The organism is Streptomyces sp. NPDC058576 (assembly GCF_042718715.1).
In the GTDB taxonomy this organism is placed as follows: domain Bacteria; phylum Actinomycetota; class Actinomycetes; order Streptomycetales; family Streptomycetaceae; genus Streptomyces.
The window spans coordinates 109,503-134,623 of sequence record NZ_JBHXPF010000006.1; the positions used below are offsets into that span (position 1 = coordinate 109,503).

Sequence of the window (25,121 nt, forward strand, 5' to 3'; positions counted from 1 at the left end):
GACGGAACCGGTGGAACACGACATGACACTGCTGGATGTACTGCTGGACGCGGTCCGTGAGGCTCCCGGGCAGGTCGTCGTGCATGTCCGGGGCGACGGCAGCGAACGGACGGTCACGCTGCGCGAGCTTCTGGACGATGCCCTGCGCGTGGCCGGCGGCTTCCGGGAGGCGGGCGTCGCGCCCGGGACCTGTGTGCCGTTGCTCGCCGACCGCAGCGAGGACTTCCAGCCGATGTTCTGGGGCGCGGTGGCGGCCGGTCTGGTGCCGGTTCCGCTGGCTCCGGACGCCCGCCGGGTGCTGCCGGTCTGGGAGCACCTGGGGCGGCCGCCCGTCGTGGTGGACGCCTCGACCGCGTCGCTGACGGGTGAGCTCCCCTCCGCTGTGAACATTTTGGCTCTCGACGCCCTGCGGGAGGGGCCGTCGTCGCGGGAACCCGCCGCAGCCGGGCCGGACGACGTCGCGTTCCTCCAGTTCTCCTCGGGAAGCACCGGGGCGCCCAAGGGGGTGGAGGTGACGCACGGTGCGGTGCTGGCCAATCTGGACCAGATACGGGCCGCCTCGGCGCTGGGCGCCGAGGACGTGGTGGTCAGCTGGATGCCGTACTTCCACGACATGGGTCTCATCGGCACGCATCTCGCTCCGCTGGCAGCCCGGGCCAAGCAGGTCAAGATCGGCCCGCTGTCGTTCGCCAAGCGGCCCCGCGTGTGGTTCGAGGTGGCGGCCCGGCACCGGGCCACCGTGCTGTCCGCGGCCAACTTCGCCCTGGCGCTCGCCGTCCGCCGTGTTCCCGACGAGGTCCTGGCCCGCCTGGATCTCTCGGCCGTACGGCTGGTCCTGGTCGGGGCGGAGCCGATCGCGCCCGCGGTGTGGCGAGCCTTCGCCCTCAAGACGCGGCCGGCGGGGCTGGATCCGGCGGCCGCCCAACCGGTCTACGGCCTGGCGGAGGCGACCCTGGCGGTGACCTTCCCGCCGCCGGGGGAAGTGGCCGAGCCGCTGGTCCTGGACCGGGCGTCGTTGAGCGCCGGAGTGGCGGTGTACGCCGAACCGGGCGAAGGCGCCGTCGAGTTGATGGATGTCGGGCGGCCGGTGGCCGGCTGCGCCGTGCGCATCGTCGACGACGCGGGCGATGTCCTCGGGGACCGGCGGGTCGGGCACATCATGGTGAGCGGCCCCCAACTGGCCCGTGGCTACCACCGCCTGCCCGGTATGAGCGCGGAGGTGTTCGCGAGGGGGTGGCTGCGCACCGGTGACCTCGGCTTCCTGCGGGACGGTCGGCTGTGCGTCACCGGCCGGCACAAGGACGTGCTGTTCCTCAACGGCCGCACCTTCCACGCCACGGACATGGAAGCGGTGGTGGCGGCGACACCCGGGCTGCCTCCCGGTACCCCGGCGGTGGTCGGTTCGACCGACCCGGTCACCGGTGCGGAGCGGGTCGTGGTGTTCGTGCCCTGGGCGCGGCCCCCGCGCGATGCGGCGGAGGTGCTCGGACGCGTCGCGGCCCGGGTGCGCGAGGCACTGCTCCATGACGATGTGCGGGTGCTGGCCGTGCCGCCGGGGGCGTTCCCCCGTACGACGAGTGGCAAGCTGCAGCGTCGGCGGCTGCGGGAGCGTTTCGAGGCGGGTGCGTTCGGGTCCGGTGCTGTCGGGTCCGGTGCCTTCGGGGCCGGTGCTGTCGGGTCCGGTGCGTTCGGGGCCGGTGCTGTCGGGTCCGGTGCGTTCGGGGCCGGTGCTGTCGGGTCCGGTGCGTTCGGGGCCGGTGCTGTCGGGTCCGGTGCTGTCGGGTCCGGTGCGTTCGGGTCCGGTGCGTTCGGGACGGCTGAGCGGGCGGCGGCGGAGCCGCGCGCGAAGGCGCCCCTGGCTCGGACGGAGATCGTCGAGACCGTCCGGGAGGTCTGGGCGCGGGTGCTGGGCCGGCCCGCCGAGTCGATCGGGTCGCACGAGCTGTTCGGGAGCCTCGGGGGTACGTCGCTCAAGGCGATGGAAGTGCTGGTGGCCCTGGAGGACGCCTTCGGTGTGACGCTGCCGCCGGCGGTCATCCGCGACCACGGCACAGTGGCCGCACTCGCCCATCACCTCCTGACCGTGACGCCCCGTCCGCCGTCGCCATCCCCGGAAGCCGGGGAGAGTTCCACGCCGCGGACCGGAGCGACGGCCGGGGCGGACCGGACCGGCCGCGACACCACGAACGCCACCGCCGCGTCCGCCACCGCCGACGCCTCCACCTCCGCGGCCGTCATCGGGATGGCGTGCCGGTTCCCCGGCGCCGACACCCCCGAGGCCTTCTGGGACCTGCTCGTCGACGGGTATGACGCCGTCACTCCCGTACCGCATGGGCGATGGGACGACGGCCAGGACCGTTCGGGGGCCCGACCGGCAGCTCCCCGGAAGCGTTGGGCGGCGCTGCTGGAGGACCCGGCCGCTTTCGACGCCGGGTACTTCGGCATCGGTGAGGACGAGGCGCGCGCCCTCGACCCGCAGGCACGGCTCTTCCTGGAACTCGCGCACGAGGCACTCGAACGCGCCGGATACGCGGGGCCCCGTCGGCGCGGTCGCAGGATCGGGGTGTTCGCGGCGGTCGGGGACAGCGGCTACCGGGAGGTCCTGGACCGGGCCTCGGCCGACGGCTCCCCGCTGCCCACCGCTCTCACGGGGAACCTGCCCGCCCTCATCGCCGCCCGGGTCTCGCAGAGCCTCGACCTCGACGGTCCCGCACTCGCCGTGGACACCGCCTGCTCGTCGGGGCTGGTGGCCCTGCATCTGGCCCGGCGCAGCCTGCTGGCGGGCGAGTGCGACCTCGCCGTCGTCGGCGGGGTCAACCTCCACCTGACCTCGACCCCGCACCGGCTGCTCGAAGAAGCGCAGGCCCTGTCCCCCAGCGGTCGCAGCCGCGCCTTCAGCGCCGACGCGGACGGCTTCGTACCCGGCGAGGGCGGCGCGGCGATCGTCCTGACGCGTCTGGAGGCGGCCCGGCTCGCGGACGATCCGGTGCTCGCGCTGGTCCGGGGCACTGCCGTCAACAACGACGGCCGGTCGATGAGCCTGATGGCGCCCAACCCGTTGCGGCAGCGCGAGGTCATCGGCCGGGCGTACGAGGCGGCGGGCGTCGATCCCGCCTCGGTGACCTATGTGGAGGCCCACGGGACCGGCACGGCCGTGGGGGACCCGATCGAGCTGCTGTCGCTGGCCCACGCGTTTCCCGTACGGCCCGACGGCGAGCCGCGGTTGCTCGGTTCGGTGAAGACGAACATCGGCCACCTGCTGAACGCCGCCGCGCTGCCCGCGCTGGTGAAGGTCGTGCTGGCCCTGGGCCACCGCAGGCTGCCGCCGTCGCTGCACCACACCCCGGCCTCGCCGAGCCTCGCCCCCGCGGGTTTCTCCGTGGTGGCCGAGGCCCGGGACTGGACGTCCGCCGGGCCCCGCGTCGCGGGGATCAACGCCTTCGGTTTCGGCGGCACCAACGCCCACGCCGTTCTCGAACAGGCCCCGCCCCCGCCGTCGCCGGATGTCGTGCGCGAAGTCGCTGTCGAGGGGCCCCATCTGCTGACCCTCTCGACGCACAGTGCGGGCGCGCTGCGGGACGCGGCGGGCCGGCTCGCCGAGCACCTGGAGAGCCGTCCGCGGCTGCGCGAGGGTGACGTGTGCCGGACCGCGAGCACGTCCCGGGACGAGGGGCCCCACCGGCTCGCGATCATCGCCGACGGTGATCTACGGGAACGGCTCGCCGCCGTCGCCGCCGGGACGGGCGAAGCGGGAACGGGCCATGCGGGGGCGGGCGACGCGGGAACGGGCGACGCGGGCGGGCGTGTCGGCGGCATCGTCCGTGCGCGGCCGCGCGTGGTCTTCCTCTTCCCCGGACAGGGCGCGCAGTTCCCCGGCCAGGACCGGGCGTTGTACCGGACGGCGTCGGTGTTCCGGGACACGTTCGACGAGGCTTCCGCGCTCCTCGGCCCTGTCCGCGGGCGGCCCCTGCGGGACTGGGGGCTGGACCCGGAGGTGGATCCGGCCGCGCAAGCCGCGACCGAGGTGGCACAGCCGCTCCTCGTCGCCTCCGGGGTGGCGCTCGCCCGCCAGCTGCGTACCTGGGGCGTTGAGCCCGACGCGGTCGCCGGGCACAGCGTCGGGGAGATCACGGCCGCCTGTGTCAGCGGGGTGCTGACCCTCCGGGATGCGGTGCGGTTCGCGGCCGAACGCGGCCGTCTCATGGGTTCGTTCACCGAGCCGGGCGCCATGATCGCCGTTCGCGGGGGTGAGGACGCGGTCGCCGGTGCGGTGGCGGAGTCCGATGGGGCCCTCGCCGTGGCCGCGTACAACGGTCCCGGGCTCCAGGTCCTCTCCGGGAGCGTCTCGGCCGTGGAGCGCGCCGCCCTCGCCCTCGACGCGCAGGGCATCCCCACCCGTCGGCTGCGGGTCTCCCGGGCCTTCCACTCACCGTTGATGCGGCCGGTCGCCGACCGGCTCGCCGACGCGGCCCGTGCGCTGACGCCGCAAACCCCGTCCGTCCCCCTGATGAGCACCGTCACCGCCGCCTGGCAACCGGTCCTCGACCCGGAATACCTGCGCGACCACGCCGAGCGCCCGGTGCTGTTCGGGGCGGCTGTGGAACGTCTGGCCCGGGAGGGGTACGACACCTTCGTGGAAGTCGGCCACGGCGCGACGTTGTCGGGTGCGGTCCGCGCGGCGACGGCGGCGTGCTCGTCCGGCGCGTCCGGCGCGTCCGGCGCGTCCGGCGCGTCCGGCGCGTCCGGCGCGTCCGGCGCGTCCGGCGCGTCCGGCGCGTCCGGTGCGTCCGGTGCGTCCGGTGCGTCCGGTGCGTCCGGCGGCGGAGTCTCGGTGCTGGGGGCCCTGCCGGGTCGTTCCACCGGCCGGGCGGACGCCGCACTGCTGCCCGTTGACGAGCACGGTGGTCGCAGGGCCCTACTGGAGACCGTCGGCCGCCTGTGGTCGCTCGGCGTGCCGCTGGACCGGACCGCGCTCGACGCGGGGCACCGTCGCGTTCCGCTGCCCACCTACCCCTTCCAGCGCAGCCGGTACTGGGCCGATCTGCCCGCGAGTCCTCTGCTGCACCGGGTCCGGTGGGAGGAGGCCGCCCCGCCCGGAAAGCCGGCGGGGACCGTGCGTTCGGTGCTGCTGACGGGACCCGACTCCGCGTCCGTCGACCGGCTCGCCTCGCAGCTCTCCGCAGCAGGCATGCGCAGGTACGAAGCGGGCGACGGGCGGCCGGACGCCGTGGTGCTGGTGGCCGGGCCCGCTCCCGTCCAGGACACGGGCGCCGCACTCGGCCGGGCCCAGGACGCCGCGCTGACCGCCTTCGGCGAGGCCCTCGCACGGTTCGACGAGACAGGCGCGGACCGGCTGCTGGTGGTGACCGAGGACGTGCATGCCACCGGCGCCGTACGGGAAGCGCCGCGGCCCGCCCATGCCGTCCTCGGCGGACTCCTGCTGGCGCTGCCGCAGGAGACCCCGCATGCTTCGGCCACCGCCGTCGATCTCTGTTCCCTGGACACCCCCTCCCAGCGCCTGACCGCCGTGCTGACCGAGCTGGAGTCGGGCCGCGGCGCTCCGGGCAGCGCCGCCACCGTCGCCTGGCGCGCGGGCCGCCGGCTCGCTCGCCGCTTCACGCCGCTCACGAGCGGCGCCGCAGCACGGGAGGAGGCGACGCGGTCACCGTTGCCGGCCGACGGCACCTTCCTCATCACCGGGGGTGGCGGCGGAATCGGCGCCGCACTCGCCCGGGACCTCGCCGGCCGGGGCCGACCGACCCTCGTGCTCACCGGGCGCTCCCCCGGGCTTCCCGTGGGACTGGCCGAGGAACTCCGTTCGCTGGGCGCCACGGTCCATTACCGCGTGGCCGACGTCTCGGTGGAGCGTGATGTCGATGGGCTCATCGCCGGACTGCCCCACCTCGACGCCCTCTTCCACGCCGCGGGGGTCGTGCGACCCGGCACCCTGCGGAACCGGCGTGCGGAGGAGACGGCGGACGCGCTGGCCGCGAAGACGCGGGGCAGTCTGCTGCTCTCGCTCGCCCTGCGCCGGCACGGGCTCGACCCGGCGGTCCGCGTCGCGTTCTCCTCCGTCAGCGCCGTGCTGCCCGGGCTCGCGGGCGCGCTGGGCGACTATGCCGGCGCCAACGCCTTTCTCGACGCGTTCGCGGCGTCGGAACGACACGCGGGCAGGCCCTGGCAGTCGGTGAACCTCACGGCGCTGGCCGGAACGGGCATGGCGGTGGCCCTCGACTCCGGGGCGGGAGTGGGCTCCCCCGCCGTGCGGAGCGGCGAAGGCCGGCCGGTCGACCTCGCGCCCGCGCTGGCCGCGCTCCGTACGGCATGCGGCGTCGACGCACCGCAGCTGCTGCTCGCCGACCTGACGCCGTCCTCGTGGCCCGCGCCCGTGGCGTCCCCGACCGCGACGGCGGGAGCCGAGGGAACGGAAGCCGGAACGGAAAACGGAACGGATCAGGCAGCCTCGGGCCGGGCGTCCGGCACCGGCGCCGACGTGAACCCGCGTACGCGCAGGGAGACCGAACCCCCCACCAGTACCGCGGCCTTGCTTCGCCGGCTGCTGGCCTCGGCGCTGCGTCTGCCCTCCGACACGGTCCCCGACGACGAGCCGTTCCTCACCCTCGGCCTCGACTCGCTCGCCGCCGTCGACCTCGTCCGGCAGCTCGAACGGGAGCTGGGCAGGACCCTGCCCGCCACGCTCTTCTTCGAGTACCGGACCGTCGCCGAACTGGCCGCGCACCTCGACGCCACGCCCTCCCTGTCCCGTCCCTCCGCCTCATCCGGCCCGCCCCCGGTGCCGGACGGGGCCCCCTTCCCGCTCACCCCTGTCCAACTCGCCCTGCACACCAGCAGCCGCCTCCACCCGGATGTGCCGGCCCACGGTTACGTCCGCCAGACCGTCCGGGGGCCCCTGGACGCCCAGCTCCTGGGCCGGGCGCTCGCCGCGCTCGCCGACCGGCACACCATGCTGCGGATTCGTATCGGGAGCACCGAGGGCACCGAGGGCACCGAGGGCACCGAGGGCACCGGGGACAGGATCGGTCCGACGGCACCGGTGCAGTACGTCGCCCCGCCCGCACCTCTGTCCGCCTGGTATGAGGTCCGCGAGCTGCGCGGCCGTATCGAGGAGCTCGAAACGGCCCTGTGCAACCGGCCGTTCGACCTCTCCGCCGACCCTCCCGTGCGCGCGGTCCTCGCCCGGGAGAGTCCGGAGCTGTCCCATCTGGTGCTGGTGATCCACCATGCGGCCGGTGACGGATACAGCCTCAACGTCCTCGCCAGAGAACTCTGGTCGCTCTACACCGCCTTCGCCCACGGGGACGCCCCGACACTGCCCGCGCTCGGCACCGACTTCGCGCGGTACGCGGCCGCGTCCGCCGACGAGCGGTCCTCCACGGACGGCGTGAGAGATCTCGCCGTCGACCGGCGGTACTGGGCGGGCCGACTGGCCTCCCGCGAGCCGCTGCGCCTGCCGTACGACGGTGATCTGTCCGCCCTTCCCACCGCTCCCCTGACCACGCATCAGAGTTCCCTCGACGCCGCGCTGACCGCCGCGTTGGAGAAGCGGGCCGCGGATCACGGCGTGAGCCTGTTCCATCTGCTGCTCGCCGTACACGTGCGCTGTCTGGCCCGGTGGAGTGGGCAGCGGGACATCGCGGTGAACGTCGCCCGCGCCCGGCGGGACGACCGCCTGGCGGGTCTGGACCGGCTCGTGGGGCCGCTTGCCGACACCCTCCCCCTGTTGTGCTCGACCGACCCGGAGGAGTCGCCGGAGACCCTGGCCGAGCGACTGGCGGGGATCTGGCTGGAGAGCGAGCAGCACGCCGGCCTCACCGGCCTGGACCTGGCACGGCTGCTGCCGACGGACCCGTCCGGGGCCGGCCCCCGGACGGTCAGCCCGGCCGGTTTCAGCTTCTCGCGCTTCCCCGCCGCCCTCGACGGGCGTTGTCCGGTGAGCGTGCGGCCGACCGCCGCCGGCACCGCCACCGCCGCGACCCGCCTGAGCCTGCTGTGCTGGCAGGACGAGACGGTCCTGCGCTTCTCGTGGAACTTCCCCGTCCGGCTCTTCGCCCCGGAGACGGTGGCCCGCCTGGACCGTGACTTCCACGACGCGTTGACCGCTCTGGTCCGGTCCCGGCCCGACACCCCCGACCGGCGTCCGACCGCTTCCGGAACCGTCCCCGGAAGCGGAAGCGGAATCCGAACCGGAGCGGACCGGCCCGCATCCGCCACGCTCGTACACCGCCTGGTCGAGCGGTTCCGGGCCAACCCGGACGCGGTCGCCGTCGACACCGGCGCCGCCACCCTGACGTACTCCGAACTCGACCGTGCCTCCCACGCCCTCGCGGCCTCCCTCCTGGCCCGCGGCGTCACCCCGGGAAGCCTCGTCGGGCTTCTCACCGAACCCGGCGCCGACACCGTCGTCTCGGTCGTCGCGGCCCTGCGCGCCGGGGCGGGCTGGGTTCCGCTGGACGCCGGCCACCCGACCGCGCGCCTGACGGACCAGCTCACGCGCTCGGGGGCCCGGACCGTGCTCTGTCACGCCGCGACCCGGGCGGTGGGAGAAACGCTCGGCGATATCACCCTGGTGCCCGTCGACGCTTCGGCGTCGCCGCTCTCGCGGGGTTCCGCCCCGTCCGGGAGCGGGACGCCCGCGCCCGACAGCCCGGTCGACGCCGACGGCATCGCGTACGTGATCTTCACTTCCGGGTCCACCGGCCGGCCCAAGGCCGTGCCCATCACCCACCGGTCGATGGAGAACTACCTCGCCTGGGCGATCGACACCTTCGGCTACGACGAGCACGACCGGCTCGCCCAGACCGCCTCGCCCTGCTTCGACGCCTCCGTCCGCCAGCTCCTCGCCCCGCTGCTCGTCGGCGCCACCGTGGTCACGGTGGACTGGGACCTGTTGCGCGATCCCGACCGGCTGCTGACCCACGTCGAACGCCGCCGGATCACCGTCTGGAGCTCCGTTCCCACGCTCTGGGAACAGCTCCTCGGCGCCTCCGAGGCACGGGTGCGAAACGGCGCACCGCTGCCGGACCTGTCCGCGCTGCGGTGGATCCATGTCGGCGGCGAGGCCCTGTCACCCGCGCACGTACGCCGCTGGTTCGACCTCTTCGGCCACGGTCAGCGCATCGCCAACCTGTACGGCCCGACCGAGGCCACCATCAACACGAGCTGCCACATCATCCGCGACCGGCCCGACGACCAGGTGCGGCGACTGCCCATCGGCCGCCCGGTCGCGGGTACGGAGGTGGAGGTCGTCGGCCCCGACGGAGAGCCGCGGCGGCCCGGCGAGGCCGGCGAACTCCTCATCTCCGGAATCGGTCTGACCCCGGGATACCTCGGCGAACCGGCTCTGACCGAGGCCGCGTTCACGGTTCGGCGCGGGCGGCGCTGGTACCGCAGCGGCGACCGGGTGCGGTGCTCCGAGGACGGCACCCTGGAATTCCTCGGGCGGCTGGACGACCAGGTGAAGATCCGGGGCAACCGGGTCGAGCCGGGCGAGATCGAAGCGGTGCTCCAGACCCATCCCGACGTCACCCACGCCGTCGTGCTCGCCCAGGACGGACGTCTCTCCGCCTTCGTGACCCCCGGTCCCGGATCGTCCGGGGAGGATGCCGTGGCGCTGCGGCGTCATCTGGCCACGTCGCTGCCCGCGTACATGCTTCCGTCCCGGATCACCCGTGTCGAAACGATGCCTCTCACGGGCACGGGCAAGATCGACCGCCGTGCGCTGGCGGCCCGCCGGGACGCGGCCTCGACCGTCCCGCCCGAGGCCGGCCCGGAGACCGGCATCGACGCGCGTACGGCAGACGTCCGCACACCGGTCCCCGCACCGGCCCGCACGGCACCCCGCACTCCGACCGAGATCCGGCTCGCCGCCATCTGGTCCGCTCTGCTCCAGGGCGACGACGTGTGCCGTGAGGACGACTTCTTCGTCCTGGGGGGTGACTCCCTGCTCGTGCTGGAGGTGTTCGCCCGGCTGGAGAAGCAGGGCGGGCCGCTGCCCCGGCCGACCGTCATCTACCGCAGCCGCACGCTCACCGCCCTCGCCGCCGCCGTGGACGCCGCCGCTGAAGCCGCGGTTCACGAAGCCGAGGACACCGCCGCCGACGAAGCCGCCGACACGTCGGCCGACACGTCCACCCCGGGAGGCGACGGGCTGGCCGAACGCCCCGAGGCGCTCGATCCGGGGGCCGCTCCCCCGCCCTTCCCTCTCACACCCACCCAACGGGGCTTCCTGCTGGCCGAAGCCATCGCACCGGGCACGACATCGTCCTGGCTCACCCGGTTGCGCCTGCGCGGCCGTCTCGACCCCGACCGCTTCCAGAGGGCGGTGGACGCGCTCGTCGGGCGCCACCCGATGCTGCGTACCGTCTTCCCCGCCGGGGCACGCCCGGCCGTCCAGCAGGAGCTACCGCCCTCGCTGCGCCTGCCGGTCGACTTCGAGGCCCTCGACGAACCGGAGCAGGTGGAGGAGCGGGTGGCCGCCGAGCGGGAGCGCCGGTTCGAACCCTGGGCCTGGCCCCTGCTGCGCCTGCGCGTGCTCACCGTCGCACCGGACGAACACGTCCTGGTGGCACACGCCCACCACATCATCGGTGACGGCTACAGCGCGGCGCTCCTGGTACGGGAGCTCACGACCGTGTACGACGCCCTGTCCCACGGTGAGGAACCGGCTCCGGCCCCGCTCCGCAGCACCTTCCGCGACCACGCGGTCCGTCTCGCGGAGCGCACGGACAGCCCCTCCGCCACCGGGACGGACCCCGGTGCGGGATCCGTCGCACCGACCGGCGAGGACCGGTGGGCGCGGCTGAGCGCGCCCTACCGGCCGCCCGTACTCTCCGCAGGTACGAGCACCGGCACTTCTCCGGGTGCCGCGCCGAACCCGCTCTTCCACACGCACGGGTTCACCGTCGACGCGGACCGGGTGGAGGCGCTGCGCAGGCTCGCGGCGCGCACCGGATCCACCCTCTTCGCCCCCGTACTCACCGCCTACTACCGAGCGCTCGCGGCCACCACCGGCCGGGCGGATCTGGTGCTGGGTCTCGCGGTGAGCGGCCGGGACCACTCCCTGCCCGACGCACACCGGGTGTTCGGTCCCTTCGCCACGGCTGTTCCCCTGCGGCCGGCGGGTCCGGCGTCCGGGCGGTCCGACGAGGCGGGCTTCGAGGACGATCTGCGGCGCGTCGCCGCCGAGGCCGCCGAGGCGCGGGCGTACGAGGGGGCCGTGCCGCCGCTGCCCGGCGGGCTGCCCCTGGCCTCCCAGTTCTTCTTCACCTTTCTGGACTTCTCCGCCCTGGGCCCGGAGAGCGGAGAGACGCTGACGGTCACCCGGGAGGACGGCGACAGCGTGTACACGCCGCCTCCGGCCGGTACGGATGTGTTCCTGGCCGCCGGTCCGGAGGGCGGGCGGCTGAGGATCACCGTGCGCGCGGCGGCGACGGCGTTCACCCCCCGGGCGCTGGCCGTGTTCGCGGACGCGGTACGCGACGGACTGGCCCAGGCGGCCTCGGCAGAGCCCGGTCCCGGCCGGCGCCCCCGCCCGCACAAGCCTGACCACCCCGGCGGGGACCAGCGGATGGACGCCGCGCTCGTCGGCTATCTGCCGTCCCCGGCCGACCTCGCCCGGCTGGCGGGTCTCCCGGACGCGGCCTTGCCGCGCGAGGAGTTGCGCACCCTGCTGTTCCCCGACGGGCGACCGCGGCTCCTGGAGACGCTGCGTACGCCGCTGGGCCGTTCCGGTTTCGTGTGCGTCCCGCTGTTCGCGGACGAACTCGCCCCCGGCGACAGCCTGCTCGGGCACACCACGCGCGGGGTGGAGCTCGCCTCGTCCCTCGGCGCGCGGGCCGTCTCGCTCGCGGGCATGATCCCCTCGCTCACCGGATACGGCTTCGACGTCCTGCGGGCCGTCGGCACGGCGGGGGCGATCGCTGCCGCCCCCGCTGTCACCACCGGTCATGCGGCGACCGTCGTGTCCGTCGTCAGGACCGTGCACGCCGCTCTCGACGCGACGGGGCGGCAGCTGGGCTCTCTCACCGTCGCGTTCGTGGGGCTCGGGTCGATCGGCTCCTCCTCCCTGGAGCTGCTGCTCACTCTGGCCGGGCGGCCGCCCGCGCGGCTGCTGCTCTGTGACGTGCCGGGCAGTGGGCCACGGCTCAAGGAGCTGGCCGACACCCTCGTGGAGCGCCGTCTCGCCGAGGTGGTGGAGGTGGTCGAGTCGGACCGGGAGTTGCCCGACGCGGTCTACGGGGCCCGCCTGATCGTCGCGGCGGTCAGCGGGGGCAGCACGCTCCTGGACGTCGACCGTCTCGCACCGGGTACGACGGTGGTCGACGACTCGTTCCCGCACTGCTTCGACACGTCTCGCGCCTTCGCCCGGATGGAACGGGCGAAGGACGTCCTGGTCGTCGGCGGCGGGCTGCTGAGCGCCGGGCCCGCCCAGCGGCAGGTGGCCGAGGGGCTGCCGGCCGCCGCGGTGGCCGGCTATCTGGCGCAGCCGATGGTGCCGGACACCGTCGCGTCCTGCCGGCTGGAGTCCTTGCTCCACGCCTCGGGGGCCGGCGTTCCGCTCGTCCACGGTCCGGTCGACACGGCCACGGGCCTCGCCTACTGGGAAGCGGCGGAGGCGACCGGTATCCGCGCCGCGCCCCTTCATCTCCTCACCCGCACCATCGACCCGGGGATGCTCGACCGCGTTGTCAGTGGCCGGGATTAAGTTCGTACACGTCCCGCCGAGACGGTGTGGACATCCCCTTTCGCATGCATGGGAGTTGGCGCGTTGTCGGTCTGGGAGCAGTCGAGTACCGCGCGGGTGATGGCGCCCGCGCGCCCGCGGAAGCTGGCCAAGGTGCCGTTCGTCGAACTGGCCGACGGGCGGTTGCAGGGAGTCGTCTCCAGCGGATCGGATATCGGGCGGGTGTACGTGTCGTCGGTGGCGGCGCGGACGTACGCGTTCTCCTGCAGTACCAACAACAACCGGCCCTGCGGCGGTGCGCACGGCATGTTCTGCAAGCACATCCAGGCGCTCGTCGGCGAGGCGGTGCTGCAGTACGGCGCGGAGCGCGTCGCCCGCTATCTCGCGGTGGAGCCCCCGGACGGGGAGCCCGACGCCCATTCCCTCACCGCCGCCATGACCGCGAAGCGGCCGGAGAAGGCCGACTCCTCGGCGGCTGCCCAGGTGTTCAACCGGTTCCTGCGGCACCTGGCCTATCTCGAACTGACCCCGGTCACTTCACCGTTGCCCGAGATGCAGTGGTTCCCGCCGACGCGGGCGGTGGCCTGATGCGCGGCGACCTGCTGGCCGATCCGGTCGAGTGGCTCGACGAGGCGCTCGCCGCCGTGGACGCCTTCGACGGGGCACTGGTGGCCGGTCTGCTGCGGCCGGGGCCCGCCCAGGCATCCGCGGTTGCCGGGCTCGCCGACGCCGTCGCCGGGACTCCGCTGGCCGCGCGGGTCGCGGAGGCGGCCGGCCGGGCGGCAGCCGGGGCCGCCGGGGAGGACGACTTCGTGGCGCTGGCCGCCGCCCGTGGCGCGCTGCTCGGCTCTGTGCACGACGCCTTGACGCAGCGGATCGAGGAGGCGGTAGGGCGGCCCGTCGGGGCGGAGCCGGCCGCATCCGCCCTCGCGCCCGCCGCGCCGGAGCAGGGGACGAACCTCCTCGCGGCGGCCCGCAGCTGGCTGTGCGACCTCGCCCGCAGCGGCTGGCGGGGCATCGACCACGAGCTGGTCGCCGGAGCCGCGCCGGTGGTCTCCGCGATGCTGCCCGATCCGGGGCTGCGGCGTCGGGCGACGCTGCTCGACGGGTTCGCCGCCGAGCTCGCCGCGTCGTGCCCGGGGGCGACGCTGGAGCGCGTGCCGGTGCGCCGCTGGGGTGATCTGTGGTCGCGCGCCCTGCTGTTGACGGTGCCGGGGTCCGCCGGGGAGCGGCCCGCCGAGGCGGTGACCGGTCGTCTGCTGCCACTGGGGGTCGATGTGCAGGAGCACGCGACGGCCGTACAGGCCCAGGTCCACGCCGTGTTCGAGCCGGCGGACGGAGGCGTACCGCGTCTGGTGCGGGCCGGGGTGTCGGCGCCGAAGCCCGACACGGTGGTCGGGGCGGGCCTGTGGCAGTTGCTGCGTCCCCACATGTCCTTGCTCGGCGCCGTGAGTGAGGGCCGGTCGATGGAGCTGGACGCCGTGCCGGTGACCGTCGAGGGGGATCTGCTCTGGGACGACGAGCGGGCCCGTGCGGGTGAGCCCACCGACGCCTTCGCCACGGCGCGCGTGATGCTCGCCGCCGCGACGTCCGCCCGTGTCGCGCCGCTGGACCGGCATCCCGTGCGGATCGCCGTGCCGGTGCTGCTGGAGGGGTACGCCCCGCACCGCGAGGAGGACCGCCTCGCGTTCGATCTCGCCGGGCGGCTCCTGGCCGTCGACACCGACCGGATCCCCGCCGCCGGCCCGCTGACGCCCGAGGCGGTCGCCGCCTCCCACTCCTGCGTCGGGCTCCTGCGCTGGGACGCCGGGGAGTTCCTGCTCCAGCCGCTCGCGGTCGAGTCGACCGTGCGGAAGAAGACCGTCGCCGTGCACGCCGGGGCGTGGGCGGGCGGCACCACCGACAAGGCCGGTGTCCGGGCGGAGAAGGCCGCCACCGACGCCGTGGCCGTGCTGCGCGAGCGCGCGGGAAGGCTGTTGCGGACATGACCGAGGATCTCGCCCGGCGGTCGCCGGGCTCTGACGTCCCGTCCCCGGCCGGGCCCGACCCGTACGAGAACCGCCGCCAGGTGCTCTACTGGCGGCTCCTGGCCCGCCTCTTCGACGGCGAGGAGCAGCCCGCGCTGGAGTCGGCGAGCCTGGGGGTGGTCGAGGACATCGGGCTGCCGTCTGCGCTGCTGGACCCCGGGACCTCGGTCGACTCGCTTGTGCAGCGCCATCCGGAGCTGGCCGCCGAGTTCGACGGGCTGATGACGCCGGACGACGATGCGGAAGGCTCACGTGACCGGGCGGCGGAGGTGCGGCGCGCCGCGCTGGTGTCGAAGGTGCTGCTCAATGTCTTCGCGACCGGATCGAGCGCGGTGACCGCCGAGCAGTTGGCGCGCTGGCAGTCCGACGCGGGCTGGCTGGAGCGTGCGCTCGGCTGTCCGCCGGGCGGGCTGCTCGGCGGGCGGGCGGCGGGCGCGGGCCTGGACGCCGGCGGCCTCGGGCCCGAGCTGGCGGCGATCGAGGGCGACCTCGTGGGGCGCATGCGGCTTCGGGAGGTGCTGGCCGATCCGGCGCTGGCCGCGCGGCTGACGCCCAGCATGTCGCTGATCGAGCAGTTGCTGCGCGACAAGGGCAATCTGTCGGGTGTGGCCCTCGCCAACGCCAAGTCGCTCATCCGCCGTTACGTCGACGAAGTGGCCGAGGTGCTGCGTACGCAGGTGGAAAAGGCCACCGTCGGGGAGCTGGACCGATCGGTGCCGCCCAAGCGTGTCTTCCGCAACCTCGACCTGGACCGCACGATCTGGAAGAACCTCACCAACTGGAGTCCGGAGGAGGAGCGGCTGTATGTGGACCGCCTCTACTACCGGCACACCGTGCGCCGGACGACGCCGCAGCGGCTGATCGTGGTGGTGGACTAGTCCGGTTCCATGGTCGACTCGATGGTGAACTGCACCATCCTGGCGTCCATCTTCGCCGGGCTGCCGAAGGTGGACGTGCATCTCATCGCCTACGACACGCGCTCGGTCGATCTCACGCCGTGGGTGCACGACCCGTTCGACGTGCTGCTGCGCACGAATCTCGGCGGTGGGAACGACGGCCCGGTCGCGATGGCGATGGCCCGCCCGAAGATAGCCGAGCCGAAGAACACCGTCATGGTGTGGATATCCGACTTCTACGAGTTCGACCGCTCCCAGCCGCTGTTCGAGGGCATCGAGGCCGTGCACCGCTCCGGGGTGAAGTTCATCCCCGTCGGCTCGGTGACCAGCTCCGGGCGGCAGGAGGTCAACCCGTGGTTCCGGGAGCGGTTCAAGGCCCTGGGCACGCCCGTGGTCTCCGGACACATCGGCAAGCTCGTGCACGAACTCAAGACGTTCCTCACCTGAGGTCCCGCGGACCCGGTTTTCCCGCCTCCCCGGCTTCCTCTCCTTCCCCGCTGCTTCCCCGACTTTTCCTGGCTGCCCAGAAAGGCCTACTCATGTCCGATGTGTTGCGCGCCCCTGCCGAGACCAAGTACGCGGAGGAGCTCGACTGGCTGGAGTCGGTCGACGACAGCCCCAAGCCGTTCTCCTGGCGGCTGTCCCCGAAGATGGTCCGGCTCTTCATCCTGGGGTCCGAGCGCGCCGACGGCCTGGACCGGGAGATCTCGCAGAAGTGGTTCGGCGACCGGAGCTTCGTGGAGCGGTCGATCGTCACCCTCGCCTCCGACCGGGGTCTGCTGCTGATAGGAGACCCCGGCACCGGCAAGAGCTGGCTGGCCGAGCTGCTGTCCGCCGCGATCTCCCGCAACTCCACGCTGGTGGTGCAGGGTACGGCCGGCACGACCGAGGACCACATCAAGTACGCGTGGAACGTCTCCAGGGTCATCGCCGAGGGACAGTCGCGCGATTCGATGATCCCGTCGCCGATCATGACCGCGATGGAGACGGGCGCCATCGGCCGCTTCGAGGAACTGACCCGTTCCACCAGCGACGTCCAGGACGCGCTGATCTCGATCCTCTCGGAGAAGTACATCTCCGTCCCCGAGCTGCGGAGCGACGGCGCGGACGCCGGCGACAACATCGTCTTCGCCAAGCCCGGCTTCTCGATCATCGCGACCGCCAACAGCCGTGACCGGGGCGTCAACGATCTGTCGTCCGCGCTGAAGCGCCGCTTCAACTTCGTCCGCGTCCCGGTCGTGACGAACAAGAAGAGCGAGGCGGAGATCGTCCGCTTCCGCACCGAGGAACTGCTGCGCCGGCACGCCATCGACCTGGACGTGCCGCCGACGCTCCTCGACATCCTGCTCCAGAGCTTCGCCGATCTGCGGACCTCGGCCGCGGCGGCGGGCAGCGACGACGAGAAGCTGGAGTCCGCGCTGTCGACGGCGGAGCAGATCGGTGTGCTGGAGGACGCCGTCCTGCACAGCAACTTCTTCGGCGAGCGCACACTGACCGCCCGGACCCTCGCCTCCTCGCTCGTCGGCTCCCTCGCCCGGCGGGACCCGGAGGACCTGGCCATCTTCAACAAGTACCTGCACGGTGTCGTCGAGCCGCGCAGCAAGCAGGAGGGCGGCTCCTGGCCGGAGTTCCTGGACGGCGGCCGCGACACGATCGCCACACTGTCATGAGCGGGTCCCCCACGAACGGCACCGGAGAGACGTCGTTCTCGGCGCTGCGCGGGCAGTTGCACGAGGCCGCCGCAGCATTCGCCGGCGGACCCGACGCGCTGGAGGGCATCCTCCTGGGCATGGTCGACGACGTCGACCGGGCGGTGCGCGAGCCGCTGGAGATCTTCCCGGTCTGCCACCACTCCCCCGCCTCCGCCCTCGCCATGGCCCGTCGGCTGCGCGAGAAGCAGCCCAAGGTCGTGTACCTGGAGCTGTGCGAGGACATGGCGCCGCTCCTCGACGAGCTGCGCAACTGCCGCCTGCCGGTGGCGGTCCAGGCCTTCGCGAGCGACGTGGACGGGTTCCCCGCCGAGTGGGCCCCGCTGTCGGTCGTCGCCCCGATCACCGAGGCGTCCGCCGAGTATCAGGCCATCGCGTACGCGCTGGACACCCCGGGCGTCGAGCTGGTCCTCGTCGACCGGTCATCGGACCACGTCTTCCAGTGGGACAGCCGCCACGGCGAGCGCACTCCCAAGGAGCCGTCCGGTCCTGCGGGCGGGGCTCCGGAGCCCGAGGGGGCGCTGCACGGTGAGGCGGTCGGCGTGGAGATCGGCGACCTGCGGCCCCGCTTCGCGGAGCTGGAGGAGCATCTGCTGCGCCACGGCAAGGTCCGGCACTGGTCGGAGTGGTGGCACCAGTACGTCGAGGTGCCGCTCGGTGACAGCGACCACGACGCCTACCGCCAGGTGATGTTCCTCGTCGGCAGCCTGTTCCGGCGGCTCGCTCCCGGCGACGGGGACCGGGTGCGGGTGGACGAGGAACGTGAGCGGTACATGTGGACCCGGATGCGCGAGCACCTGGCGTCGAGCGGGGCGGACCCGCAGGACTGCCTGTATGTGTGCGGCGCCTTCCACGCGGCCAGCCGGGTCGAGGAGTTCGGGGTGGCGGGCAGCGCGTCGTATCCGATCTCCCCGCGCTCCGCCACCAGCTGGCAGCACGGGCTGATCCCGTCCAGCCATGCGGCGATCGAGGCGCAGTTCGGGCTGGCTTCGGGGTCGGTGTCGATCGCCGCGACGCAGTGGGCGAAGAACCTCAAGCGCACCCGGGTGCGGCCGTACCGGCTGGCGGGCCAGGACGGTGCGAGGAAGTCGGCGGTGTCGAGGAAGGCCGCCCCGGCTCTCCCCGCCGCCCCCGCTCCCCCGCAGGGCGTCGCCGCGGACCGGCTCTCCGGCTTTCTGCGACGGCCGCCGGTCCTCGACACGCTGGACGAGGCCGAGCTGCTGGGCTGGTCGGTGGAGATCGTGCGCGCGGCGCGGCGCAGTGGATATCTGGCGTCCACATCCGACGCCATCGCGGTGTTCGAGACGTCGATCCTGCTCGCCGGGATGCGCGACCGGGCCAAGCCCACCCCGTACGACTTCCAGGACGCGGCGATCACCTGCATCGAGAAGGACTCGGTGCCGGGCCGGCGGGACGTGCGGCGTCTCGTCGAGATCATGATGGGCGGCGACCGGATCGGCCGGGTCGGCTACGACGCGCTGCCGCCGCTGGCCCGCGATGTGCACGACCGGCTCGCACCGCTGGAGTTGAAGCTCCAGCAGCGAGGCGTGCGGCGCGCCCTGCTGGACATGAACTCCCGCCCGGAGCTGGGGGCGTGCTCGGACGTGCTGTGGATGCTCCGCCGGCTGATGCCGCACGGCACGGCCCGGCCGATCATGGGTGAGCGGAAGCTCGGCGAGCGTTCGATCCAGGAGTCGTGGGACCTGGCGCTGGGCACCCATCAGCGGGCGCTCATCGAGCTCGGTTACGAGGGTGTGAGCATCGAGCAGGTCCTCGAACAGCGGCTGCGCCGCGACGCCTACGGGCCGCGGGCGACGACCGCGGTCGTCCTCGCCGCAATCGAGGACGCGACGCTGTACCTCCGCGGCCGCCGTCTCGGCGATGAGCTGGGCGCCCGCGCCCTGGAGGTCCTCATCGCCGAGCGCACCGTCGACGGGGCACCGGAGGTGCTGCGCCGGATACGGGGGCTGCTGGCGTACTACCGGACCGGCGAGCCGGTCCTGCCGCCGTGGGTGGAGTCGTTCGTCAAGGCGGGTTACGCGCACTACTGCACCTTGCTGCCGACGGCGTTCACGGACGAGGACGCGACCGCGGGCCAGGTGGCGGCGATGCTGGGCTTCCTCTTCAGCATGGAGGGTCTGGCGCTGTCCCTGGGCTGCGACCGGGCGCAGCTGGAGCTGGCCGTCGCCCAGTCCCGCCCCACGGATCCGGAGCGGACGGCGCTCCTGTGGGCGGCGCAGGTGCAGCTCGGCGCTCTGTCCCGGGCCGAGCTGCGGGAGCGCTGCGACGAGCTGCTGGCGAACCCGATGGTGGTGCCCGCCTATCCGCGCTATCTGAGCGGCTTCGTGCACGCGTTGGTGCCGGTGCCGGGGCTGGCGGACGTGGTGGTGGAGGCGGTGTCGAACGCGTTCGGGCGGCTGCCGGATCCGGTCCTGCTGCCGTGGCTGCCGACCCTGGTCACGACGCTGCGCGCCGGAGCGGCTGACCTGGCCCCGCTGTTGATCCGTGAGGCGGGGCGGATCTTCCCGGCCCGGCTCGCGGCGCTGGACGCGTGGGTGCCGCCGTGGCGCGAGGTGGCGGAAGCCGATGCGTCGGCCGTCGGCCGTGCGCGGACGGCCGGAGACCGGAGCCGTGGTGCCGCGCTGCTCTTCGCCCACCCGGGGGCGCTCGACGCGGTCGCGGAGCTGCTGGGCTGCGACGGCAGATGGGCCGAGCCCGGGGTGGGCCCGGCGGGTTCGGCCGGTGCCGCGCTGGCGGCCCGTCACCCGGACACCGCGATCGCGTGGGAGTCGCTGCTCACGGGCGCGTGAGGGGGAGGTGCGCGCCGCGCGGGAGGTGCGCGCCGCGCGGGAGGTGCGCGGCGCGGGCGTCTTACGCACGCCGGGCGTTCATGTCGGCCTCCGACGAAACCGGGCATCACGGTGTTCGCCGTGATGCCTCGCCCCGCCACGTCCTTTGCCACCGCAAGCGCCAGCGTCTCCAGCGCGCCCTCGGTCAGGGCGTAGGTCACCGACACCGGAACCGACCGGTGGGCGGCGGCCGACGAAAGGTTGACGATCCGTCCGCACGGAACACCTCGTACAGGGCTTCGGCGTCTCCCTGAATACCGAGCGTGAACGGCGACCAAGGCCCGGTAGCGCGCCGTCGGGCCATCGCCCGACCGATGGCGCGGCCGGCGCCCGTGACCCACGCGCCCTTCCCGCCGTCGAACCCATGACTCCGCCGCCCTGCCTCGATCGCTCCGCAGGTCTCTCGAAGCGCAGCCGTGCCAGGTGTACGAACCCTGCACCCATCTGCTTGATATTGATTGAAAAGCTCGCCTAATATGCAGCTTCGAGCATCAATCGCCGGGAACCGCGAACAGGGAGCACAGATGACACACGTGGCTCAGGAGCTGGCCAGCCAGCCCGACTGCTGGCAGGTGGCCGCCGGCATGGCGGACGGACTGGCCCACCGGCTTCCGGCGGCCGGCGAGCGCATCGCCGTGATCGGCTGCGGGACCTCGTACTTCATGGCCCAGGCCTACGCGGCTCTGCGGGAGGGCAGCGGTCAGGGCGAGACCGACGCCTTCGCCGCATCCGAGTTCCCGGCCGGCCGGCCCTACGACCGGGTCGTGGCGCTGAGCCGCTCCGGCACCACGACGGAAGTGCTCGCACTCCTCGGGCAGATCGGTGACACGACCCGCCGCACGGTGGTCATCGGCGACCCCGACACCCCGATGGCGGCGATGGCCGACGACACGATCGTGCTCCAGTTCGCCGACGAGAAGTCCGTCGTGCAGACCCGTTTCGCGACCTCGGCGCTGACCCTCCTCCGCGCCCATCTGGGGCTGCACAGCGACGCGGTCATCGAGGACGCCCAGGTCGCGCTGGCCGAGCCGTTGCCCGCCGGACTGGTGGAGTGCAGCCAGTTCACCTTCCTCGGGCAGGGGTGGAGCGTGGGGCTCGCCAACGAGGCGGCGCTGAAGATGCGCGAGGCCGCGCTCGCCTGGACCGAGGCGTACCCGGCGATGGAGTACCGGCACGGCCCGATCAGCATCTCCACCCGCTCCACCGCGACCTGGATGCTCGGCGAGGCCCCGTCCGGACTGATGGACGAGGTGCACGCGACCGGCGCCCGATGGGTGGCCGGCGGCCTCGACCCGCTGGCGGAGCTGGTGCGGGTGCAGCGGCTGGCGCTGGCCATCGCGAACGCGCGCGGTCTCGACCCGGACCGGCCGCGCCACCTGACCCGCTCGGTCATCCTCAGCAGCACGGCCTGACGGCACAGGCCACTCCCTTCCCCCGCTTACCGGTCCCTCATCCCGGAGTCGCCATGCCCATCGCCGCCACCGGCGATCTGATCGCCGAGGCCGCCGCACAGCACAGTGCGGTCGCCGCGTTCAACGTCATCACCCTGGAACACGCGGAAGCCATCGCCGAGGGCGCGGAGGCCGCGGGGTCGCCGGTGATCCTGCAGATCAGTGAGAACGCCGTCGCCTACCACCGGGGCCGGCCGCGGCCGCTCGCGCGCGCCGCGGCCGAGATCGCCGACCAGGCGGCCGTACCCGTCTCCCTGCACCTCGATCATGTGCAGTCCACCGAGCTGCTGCACCGGGCGGCGGACTGCGGTTTCAGTTCGGCGATGTTCGACGCAGCCCGGCTGCCGTACGCGGAGAACCTGGCGACCACCCGCGCCGCCGTCGTCTGGGCACACGAGCGGGGCCTGTGGCTGGAGGCGGAGCTCGGGCAGGTCGGCGGGAAGAACGGGGAGCCGGCTCTCGACGCCCATGCACCCGGGGCCCGTACGGATCCGGGCGAAGCGCGGTCGTTCGTCGCGGCCACCGGGGTCGACGCGCTGGCCGTGGCGGTCGGCACCTCGCACGCCATGACCTCGCGGGACGCGGTCATCGACCACGCTCTGCTGAGCGGGCTGCGGGAGGCGGTGCCGGTCCCGCTGGTGCTGCACGGTTCGTCCGGGGCCTCCGACGAGGAGCTGGCCCGCGCCGTGAGGGGCGGGATCCGCAAGGTCAACATCGGCACCGCGCTCAACATCGCGATGACCGGCGCGATACGGGAACGGCTGGCCCGCGACGACCGGGGCGTGGACCCGCGCCGCTATCTGGCGGACGGCCGGGACGCGATGGCCCGCACGGTGGCCCGGATGATCGCGGTGCTGCCCTCGGGGCGTGCGCACGCCGCGTGACAACGGAGAGCCGGGGGGGGGGCGGCAGGCGCGCTGCCGGCCGGCCCCCGGCGTCTTCCTGGCGTCACGTCAGGCCGGCTCCCCCGGCCCCCATTCCCGCAGCAGGGCCGTGAGATCCGCCCGTACCCGCCGCCCCGGGGCCGGTGCGACCGGCGTCGACGAGGGCACGGCCAGCACCCGGCAGCCCGCCGCCTCGGCTGCGGCCACTCCGGTGGGGCTGTCCTCGACCGCCAGGCAGGCCTCGGGCGGCAGTCCCAGACGCGCGGCCGCCTTCAGATAGGGGTCCGGGAAGGGCGTGGAGCGGTCGCTCTCGCCGTCCGCCACCGTCGTACGGAATGCCTCGCCGCCCAGGGTGCGCAGGACCGTGTCCACCACCCGGCGCGGCGAGGCCGACACCAGAGCCGCGGGCAGACCCTCCCGCTCCAGCCGGTCCAGCAGGGCGCGAGCCCCGGGCCGCAGCCGCACGCCCGCTTCGACCGCGGCGAGGAAGGTGTCCTCCAGCTCGGATTCCAGCGCGGCGGCCGTGGTGGGCTCCGGGCACAGCTGTACGAGGCGGACGGCGGTGTCGGCGCAGGTGCGGCCGAGGACCGCGGTCCCGTCCTCCTCGGTGAGGGTGTGGCCGTGGGCCGCCGCGACGGCGCGCGACGCCTCCAGCCGGAGCGGCTCGGTGTCGACGAGCGTGCCGTCCATGTCCAGGAGCACACCGCGCGGCACGGTGGGCACCTGACGTCCGTCCAGCGTCCAGTGCGAGTCGGGCGTGCGGTCCAGGGCCGCGTACACCTGGGCGGCGACATCCTCGTGGCGGACCGGGCGGGCGGGGCGGGCCCCGGCGGTGACGTCCGGGCCCGCGCAGGCGAGCCACGCGGTGCGTTCGGCCGGGCTGTCACCGCCGTGGCCGCCCCCGTCCCGGTGCCCGTGGTCGGTGACGACGAGGACGGTCCAGGCCTCGTCCTCGTACGAGGGCCGGGAGCGCAGGGCGGCGAGCAGGGCGCCCAGGCGGCGGTCGGCCGCCTCGACCGATGCCTCGTACGCGTTGCCGCAGCCGAGGTGGTGGGCCGTCTCGTCGGGGGCGCCGAGGTGGATAAAGGACGCCTCGGGATCCTCGTGGGTCAGGACGGCCACCGCGTCGCGCACGGTCGAAGCGTCGGCCTCCTCCCAGGCGGCGGGGGTGTCGGCGGTCGGAGCGCAGTGGGTGAGCCGGGTGGGCCGGCGGAGCATCGGGCCGCCGTCGGCGACGGTGACCAGCGGCTCCCAGGCCGCCGCGACATAGGTGCGGCGGCCGTCCTGGCGGGACAGGCGGGTGGCGAAGTCCGGGAAGACGCCGAGGCGGTGGCCGCTGAAGTCGTTGCTCCACACGGCGTGCTTGGTGACGCCCACGCCAGTGACGATCGTCGCCCAGCACGGCCCCGACATGGTGGGCGTGCCCTCCCCCACCGTCACCGGGGCCAGGAAGCCGGCGTCGGCCACCACGTCGAGGTGCGGGGTGGGGACACGGTGCAGGGTGTCGAGGCGCACTCCGTCGATGCCGACGACGAGCACGCGGCGGGCACGGGTCATGACAGCTCTCCCGGAGAGGTACGGGGGTGTGGGTACGGGAACGGGTTCAGGCCTGCTGGTGCAGGGTGCGGGGGTCCACCGCGTGGGCGAACGGCAGGCCGTGCGCGTACCGTTCGAGCTCGTCGACGGCGGCGTCCGCGAGCCGGTGGAGTTCGCCGCCCTGCGAGCCGGCGATGTGCGGGGTGAGCAGCACGTTCGGCAGGTCGTAGAGGGGCGAGTCGGCGGGCAGGACTTCCGGTTCCGTGTGGTCGAGGACGGCGTTCAGGCGTCCGGTGGCCAGTTCCTTCACCAGCGCGTCGGTGTCGACCAGGGAGCCGCGTGCGGTGTTGACGAGGGTCGCCCCGTCCTGCATCAACGCGAGGCGCGGGGCATCGAACAGGTGGCGGGTTCCCGGGAGTTCGGGGGCGTGGATGGTGACGACGTCGCTCTCGGCGGCCAGGGCGTCGAGCCCGGCGCGCTCCACACCGAGGGCCCGGGCCGCCGCCTCGTCGAGGTACGGGTCGTGGACCAGGACGCGCAGATCGTAGGGGCGCAGCAGTTCGACGACGCGGCGGCCGATGCGGGAGGCGCCCACGATGCCCACGGTCCGGCGGTAGTTGCCGATGCCGGGGAACCGTTCGAGGAGGTTCACGCGGGAGCGCGACCGACGGTAGAGGCGGGCGCTCTCCAGGATGTTCTTGTTGGCGAAGAGGATCGCCGCGACCGTGTACTCGGCGACCGGGACGGCGTTGGCCGTGGCGGCGGTGCTGACGGCGATGCCGCGGTCCCAGACGTCCTGGGTGATGTGGTGCTTGACGGAGCCGGCGGTGTGGATCACGGCGCGCAGCCGGGGCATCGCGCTCAGGGCCGTCGGGTCCAGGGGCGGGCAGCCCCAGCCGGTGAACAGCACCTCGGCCTGATGGAGCCCGGTGCGCTGGGCGGGGTCGTCGGCGCCGAAGTCGGTGACGAGGAGGCCGGGGACGAGGTCGGCGACGCGGGCGAGCCGGTCCAGGGCCGCGGGGGCCAGGACCGCCGCACGGGTCTCGCCGCTCATCGCCAGGACGGT

At 73.9% G+C, this 25,121-nt stretch carries 10 protein-coding genes and 1 pseudogene; 8 read left to right on the top strand and 3 right to left on the bottom strand.

The window, feature by feature from the left end; genetic code table 11:
- The first annotated feature begins 10 nt into the window (after positions 1-10).
- The 6 genes and pseudogenes from ACFWRV_RS07200 to ACFWRV_RS07225 all read left to right on the top strand — a co-directional run bounded on the left by ACFWRV_RS07200 (position 11) and on the right by ACFWRV_RS07225 (position 20,145).
- Complete coding sequence (locus ACFWRV_RS07200; protein ID WP_384329483.1) at positions 11-12,724, top strand: amino acid adenylation domain-containing protein; 12,714 nt, start codon at positions 11-13, stop codon at positions 12,722-12,724.
- Positions 12,725-12,772: 48 nt separating this feature from the next.
- Complete coding sequence (locus ACFWRV_RS07205; RefSeq protein ID WP_384329486.1) at positions 12,773-13,291, top strand: hypothetical protein; 519 nt, start codon at positions 12,773-12,775, stop codon at positions 13,289-13,291.
- Positions 13,261-14,691 carry a hypothetical protein gene (locus ACFWRV_RS07210; protein WP_384329489.1) on the top strand — a complete coding sequence of 477 codons (1,431 nt, stop codon included), beginning with the start codon at positions 13,261-13,263 and terminating at the stop codon, positions 14,689-14,691. The genes ACFWRV_RS07205 and ACFWRV_RS07210 overlap by 31 nt, the downstream gene beginning before the upstream one ends.
- A pseudogene (locus ACFWRV_RS07215) lies at positions 14,688-16,073 on the top strand (VWA domain-containing protein). Before ACFWRV_RS07210 ends, ACFWRV_RS07215 begins: the two are co-directional and overlap by 4 nt.
- A 92-nt stretch (positions 16,074-16,165) precedes the next feature.
- Positions 16,166-17,296, top strand: coding sequence for an AAA family ATPase (locus ACFWRV_RS07220; RefSeq protein ID WP_384329492.1), 1,131 nt, complete (start codon positions 16,166-16,168; stop codon positions 17,294-17,296).
- Complete coding sequence (locus ACFWRV_RS07225; RefSeq protein ID WP_384329495.1) at positions 17,293-20,145, top strand: hypothetical protein; 2,853 nt, start codon at positions 17,293-17,295, stop codon at positions 20,143-20,145. The genes ACFWRV_RS07220 and ACFWRV_RS07225 overlap by 4 nt, the downstream gene beginning before the upstream one ends.
- Here the strand turns inward: ACFWRV_RS07225 and ACFWRV_RS07230 are convergent.
- Positions 20,097-20,624, bottom strand: a complete 528-nt coding sequence (locus tag ACFWRV_RS07230) for an SDR family oxidoreductase (protein ID WP_384329498.1) — start codon at positions 20,622-20,624, stop codon at positions 20,097-20,099. The genes ACFWRV_RS07225 and ACFWRV_RS07230 overlap by 49 nt on opposite strands.
- 84 nt (positions 20,625-20,708) lie before the next feature.
- On the opposite strand from ACFWRV_RS07230, the gene ACFWRV_RS07235 reads away from it, so the two are divergent.
- Positions 20,709-21,596 carry an SIS domain-containing protein gene (locus tag ACFWRV_RS07235; RefSeq protein WP_384329501.1) on the top strand — a complete coding sequence of 296 codons (888 nt, stop codon included), beginning with the start codon at positions 20,709-20,711 and terminating at the stop codon, positions 21,594-21,596.
- Between the two features lie 53 nt (positions 21,597-21,649).
- Positions 21,650-22,519: a ketose-bisphosphate aldolase gene (locus tag ACFWRV_RS07240; RefSeq protein WP_384329504.1), complete on the top strand. Its 870-nt coding sequence runs from the start codon at positions 21,650-21,652 to the stop codon at positions 22,517-22,519.
- 69 nt (positions 22,520-22,588) lie between these two features.
- Here the strand turns inward: ACFWRV_RS07240 and ACFWRV_RS07245 are convergent, their stop codons facing one another.
- Positions 22,589-24,076, bottom strand: a complete 1,488-nt coding sequence (locus ACFWRV_RS07245) for an HAD-IA family hydrolase (RefSeq protein WP_384329507.1) — start codon at positions 24,074-24,076, stop codon at positions 22,589-22,591.
- Between the two features lie 46 nt (positions 24,077-24,122).
- On the bottom strand, positions 24,123-25,109 hold the full coding sequence (locus ACFWRV_RS07250) for a hydroxyacid dehydrogenase (protein WP_384329800.1): 987 nt from the start codon (positions 25,107-25,109) through the stop codon (positions 24,123-24,125).
- Positions 25,110-25,121: the final 12 nt, after the last annotated feature.